This window comes from Nevskiales bacterium, assembly GCA_035574475.1.
Classification (GTDB): Bacteria; Pseudomonadota; Gammaproteobacteria; order Nevskiales; family DATLYR01; genus DATLYR01.
Map to the genome: position 1 here is coordinate 1 of DATLYR010000235.1, position 3701 is coordinate 3701.

Sequence of the window (3701 nt, forward strand, 5' to 3'; positions counted from 1 at the left end):
TTTTTATATTTAATATATATAGAAAATTTTTTTTATCAAGAGGCGACTAAAACCCTGCGCCCCTGCTGCTTGCTTACCTGCGGTGAGCGCAGCTGCCGGATAGGGTGCGACAGCATCCATCGCTTTGACATAAAATTTCAACTTAATGTTGAAATGGAATTTGTATTCCAATATAGTGGTCTTGTAACCGGCGCATGGGGCGTCCCAGGACATCGACGCAGCAGCGGTGCCCGTCCCAAATCCCCGGTTGAGTGCTAAGAAAATGCTGGTCGCCTGGTAGCCGGCGCGTAGGGCATCTCAGGACACCGACGCAGTAGCGGTGCCGCCCTCCCAGCCCCGGCCGAGCGCCTCGCCCCGAGGAGGAATACCGATGAACGCAGTGCCTCTATCACTGCCCGTCAAGTCGCCCGGCTCTGCGCTGGTCGGCCGATCACGTTGCCTGGCCGTGGCAGCGGCGGTTTGATCCGCCGTTGTTGGCGGAACCGTCTTTGGCATGTCCCAGCTCAACCGGTGGCGCCCCTCCGCTGCGCACGGCAGCGGCGCGTGAAGCCGAGCCGTTCCTGGCGCAGGCGAGTCTGAACCGTCCCAAGGAGTGATCGATGAAAACCCTACGACTCACGATGGCTCAAGCCCTGGTCAACTATCTCTGTGCCCAGCGCGCGGCGGTGGGAGGCGAGGAGCTACCACTGTTCGCCGGGGTATGGGCCATCTTCGGCCATGGCAACGTTTCCGGGCTCGGCGAGGCGCTGTATGCAGTCCGCGACGCGATCCCCACCCTGCGCGCCCACAACGAGCAGGGTATGGCCCATGCTGCCATCGCCTTCGCCAAGGCGCGCGGGCGGCGCCAGATGATGGCTTGCACCACCTCGATCGGTCCCGGCGCTACCAACATGATCACCGCCGCAGCGCTGGCTCACGTCAACCGCCTGCCGGTGTTGTTGCTGCCGGGCGATACGTTCGCCACCCGCGCCCCCGACCCGGTGCTGCAACAGGTGGAGGACTTCGGCGATGCGACCGTTACCGCCAACGACTGCTTCCGCCCGGTATCGCGCTACTTCGATCGCATCACCCGCCCCGAGCAACTGCTCGCTAGCCTGCCGCGCGCCATCCAGGTGCTCACCGATCCAGCCGAGTGTGGTCCAGTGACGCTGTGCCTGCCCCAGGACGTGCAGGCCGAGGCCTACGACTATCCCGAGGACTTCTTTGAGGTGCGCGTGCACCGGCTGCGGCGGCCCGGCGCCGACGCCGAGGAGCTGCGCGCAGCCGTGGCCGTGCTGCGCGCGGCGCGCAAGCCGTTGCTCATCGCCGGTGGCGGCGTGCATTACAGCGATGCCTGCGCCGCCCTGGCCGAGTTCGCCGCGCGCTATGGCATCCCGGTGGCCGAGACCCAGGCTGGCAAGGGAGCGCTGCCCTGGAATCATCCCTGCAACGTCGGCGCCATCGGCGTGACCGGCTCGGCAGCGGCCAACGCGCTCGCTGCCGAGGCCGACCTGGTGCTGGCCGTGGGCACGCGCCTGGCCGATTTCACCACCGGCTCGCGGGCGGTGTTCTGCAATCCCGAGCTCAAGCTGCTCGGCCTCAATGTCGCGGCTTTCGATGCCGCCAAGCACCGTGCCATTCCGCTGGTGGCCGATGCCCGGCGCGGGCTGGAGGAGCTGGGCGCGGCGCTGGCCGGCTGGCGCGCGCCCGAAGCGTGGATGAGCAGGGCCGGTGCACTGATGGTCGAGTGGAACCAGGCGGTCGAGCAGGTCACCGCAGCCGATGACAACCCGCTGCCGAGCGATGCCCAGGTGCTGGGTGCGGTGAACCGCGCCGCCGGCAAGGACGGCGTGGTGGTCTGCGCCGCCGGCGGCCTGCCCGGCGAGCTGCAAAAGCTCTGGCGCACGGCCAGGCCCGGTGGCTACCACCTGGAATACGGCTATTCCTGCATGGGCTACGAGATCGCCGGCGGCCTGGGCGCGAAGATGGCCGACCCTTCGCGCGAGATATTCGTGATGGTGGGCGACGGCTCCTACCTGATGCTGAACTCCGAGCTCGCCACCAGCGTAATGCTGGGCCACAAGCTGGTGGTGGTGGTCCTCGACAACCGCGGCTTTGGCTGCATCAACCGTCTGCAGCAGGAATGCGGCGGGGCTCCCTTCAACAATCTGTTGCGCGACAGCCTGCAGGGTCCGGAAGGGGCGCCTGAGATCGATTTCGCCGCCCATGCACGGGCGCTCGGCGCCACGGCCGAGAAGGTCACCGGCATCGCCGAGCTGGAACAGGCCCTGGAACGGGCCAAGGCCGCCACGCGCACCTATGTCATCGTCATCGATACCGACCCCATGCCCACCACCCAGGAAGGCGGGTCCTGGTGGGATGTGCCGGTGCCAGAGACCTCCACGCGCGAAGAGGTCAGGCAGGCACGCCGCCGCTACCTGGCTGCCAAGCAGAAGCAGCGCTTCTGAACCCGAACCTCAATCAGGAGTTGACATGATGAGCGTACGTATCGGCACCAACCCCATTGCCTGGAGCAATGACGACATGCCGGAACTGGGCGGGCAGACCCCGCTGGAGGCGTGCCTGGCCGAGGGCAAACAGGCCGGCTTCGCCGGCTTCGAGCTAGGCCACAAGTTCCCGCGCGATCCCGAGCGGCTGTGCCCCATCCTGGACCAGCACGGCCTGGCCCTGGTCTCCGGCTGGTACAGCGCCCGTCTCCTGGAGCGCGAGGCCGAGGCCGAGATCGCCGCGCTGCAGGATCATCTCAATCTACTCAAGGCCATGGGCTGCACGGTCATGGTCTTTGCCGAAGTGAGCGGTTGCGTCCATGGCGAGCGTGGCGTGCCGCTGTCCAGGCGGCCGCGGATCGAAGCCGGCCAGTGGGCCGAGTTCGGCCGGCGCATGACCCGGGTGGGCGAGTACCTGCGTGACCAAGGCGTGGCCCTGGCCTACCACCACCACATGGGCACGGTGGTGGAGACCGAGGCCGAGATCGACCTACTGATGCAGAACACCAGCGAGGCCGTGGGGTTGCTGCTCGATACCGGACACGCCACCTTCGCCGGCGTCGACCCAGTGGCGCTGATCCGCCGCTGGGGCAAGCGCATCAAGCACGTGCACTGCAAGGACGTGCGCGCCGAGGTGCTGGCCCAAGCCAAGCGCGAGGACTGGAGCTTCCTGGATGCAGTCATCGCCGGGGTGTTCACCGTGCCCGGCGACGGCTGCGTGGATTTCAAGGCGGTCTTGAGCGCGCTCAAGGAGACCGGCTACGCGGGTGAGTGGCTGGTGATCGAGGCCGAGCAGGACCCGGCCAAGGCCAATCCCCTGACCTACGCCACCCTGGGCTACCGCAACCTGAGCCGCCTGGTAGCCGAGGTCGGCCTATAAGTATCCCCCGGAGGGGCAGCCCCATGACCAAGACCCTGACCCATTACATCGACGGCCGCCCTGTGGAAGGCACCAGCGGCCGCTTCGGCGATGTCTACAACCCGGCCCTCGGCGAGGTCACGGCCAAGGTGCCGCTGGCGTCCGCCGCCGAAGTGGAGGCAGCCGTAGTCGCCGCCCGCGAGGCGTTTCCCAAGTGGGCGGCGACTCCGCCGCTGCGCCGCGCGCGCGTTCTGTACAAGTTCCGGGAGCTGCTGGAGGCCAATGCCGACCGCCTGGCGGCACTGATCACCGCCGAGCACGGCAAGGTGCTCGACGATGCCCGCGGTGAGGTCACC

The 3701-nt window shown here is 67.1% G+C and carries 4 protein-coding genes; all 4 read left to right on the top strand.

All coding sequences use genetic code 11. From position 1 onward, the window contains the following. The coding region (locus VNJ47_14040; GenBank protein HXG29956.1) for a hypothetical protein at nt 1-258 on the top strand (258 nt) is incomplete at its 5' end. Between the two features lie 341 nt (nt 259-599). Next, complete coding sequence (gene iolD, locus VNJ47_14045; protein HXG29957.1) at nt 600-2447, top strand: 3D-(3,5/4)-trihydroxycyclohexane-1,2-dione acylhydrolase (decyclizing); 1848 nt, start codon at nt 600-602, stop codon at nt 2445-2447. Nucleotides 2448-2472: 25 nt separating this feature from the next. Next, complete coding sequence (gene iolE, locus VNJ47_14050) at nt 2473-3366, top strand: myo-inosose-2 dehydratase (GenBank protein HXG29958.1); 894 nt, start codon at nt 2473-2475, stop codon at nt 3364-3366. 23 nt (nt 3367-3389) lie between these two features. Continuing rightward, a partial coding sequence (locus VNJ47_14055) for an aldehyde dehydrogenase family protein (GenBank protein ID HXG29959.1) occupies nt 3390-3701 on the top strand: 312 nt, incomplete at its 3' end.

Coding starts and splice junctions, on each gene's coding strand:
- iolE (HXG29958.1), top strand. CDS start 2,473: ATGATGAGCGTACGTATCGGCACCAACCCCATTGCCTGGAGCAATGAC.
- iolD (HXG29957.1), top strand. CDS start 600: ATGAAAACCCTACGACTCACGATGGCTCAAGCCCTGGTCAACTATCTC.